Raw genomic sequence first — 1358 nt, 5'->3', positions numbered from 1 at the left:
AAAGTGGTTCAGGGAAAAGTACCTTTGCCAGAATTATTGCGAGGCTACTTAAACCACAAAATGGTGTAATTCTAGTTGATGATATTGATATAAACGATATTGACATAAAAGATTTTAGAAATAATGTGGGTTTTTTATTGCAAAATGCATTTATAATTAATGGTACTCTCTATGAGAATATTACATTAGGTGGTAAGAATTATACAATTGAACAAATTGAAAAAGTTGTTAATGAAGCTGGACTTAGAGATTTTGTTTCAAGAGCACAAGATGGATTAAATGTCAATTTAGGAGTTCGTGGTTCACAAATATCAGTTGGAGAAGCTCAACGTATAGCACTTGCAAGAATATTACTTAGGAGACCAAAAATTATAATATTGGATGAACCAACATCTTTTTTGGATTCTGAAACAGAGGAAATAATACTTAATTCACTTATTAAATTAAAGCAACAAAATTCACTGATACTTATTATAACTCATAAGGCTTCAACTCTATCAATTGCTGATAAAATTTTAAAATTTCAAAATGGAAGCATTGTTGAAATATGATTTGAAACGAAGTACCAAAGACTCAAAAAAAGTACTACTGAAAGTACTATTGAAAAAAATAGTTTTATATAAGTTTACAAAAATATAAGCATCAAAAAGTTCAATTATCATTTGAGAAAATTGTACAATTAAAATTATTAAAAATAAATTAAGTTATTCATAAAATATAGGTTAACAAATAAAATTTTATAAGATTTAATATTCAATTTCATAAATTAATATAAACATAAATAAATCACACGATTATGCTGTGGTTAAAAATATTCTAATGTGGGTGTTTAGTGTAAAATAAGTAAGATTGTTTATTTTAGAAATAAGTTAAACTGTAACAATGATTATATAAAGCAAAATGAAAGATTATATATATTAGGGCATAATTATAATTAAACGACAAAACATTCAAACACAATTATTATTATTTCATATTTCAAATGATAAATAATTGGTTTCATTAAAAACTACTCGGTGTTACTTGATATAAAGATTTTGCTATTAACATTAAAAACAATATTTACAAAAGAAGCATCAGAAGGAGTCAAAAAAGCAGGGTAAAAAGCCCTGTTTTTTTTATGCTAAATAGAAAATATTATTTACAAATTAAAATTTTATTATGTAAACACAAATAATTAATAATATAAAACACTTATTTTATTTAATTTATATCTTAAATTCATAATAAATAACAATAAATAAACAAAAAGATAATTGACACTGGGAATTATAGTAATATATAATAATGACTAAAATATACAAATAAAGTAATTAAAATAATTTTTTAAAAAAGTAAAACAGAATTTTATTTTAAAA

General features: G+C 22.5%; 1 protein-coding gene. It reads left to right on the top strand.

Going from position 1 to position 1358, the window contains the following annotated elements; genetic code table 11:
• Nucleotides 1-551, top strand: a 551-nt coding sequence (locus ACAG39_12410) for an ATP-binding cassette domain-containing protein (GenBank protein ID MEZ0538023.1), incomplete at its 5' end; no start/stop codon positions are given.
• Nucleotides 552-1358: the final 807 nt, after the last annotated feature.

Source organism: Caldicellulosiruptoraceae bacterium PP1 (assembly GCA_041320695.1).
Taxonomy (GTDB): Bacteria; Bacillota; Thermoanaerobacteria; order Caldicellulosiruptorales; family Caldicellulosiruptoraceae; genus JBGGOQ01.
This window is presented reverse-complemented; position numbering and strand designations above follow the sequence as displayed.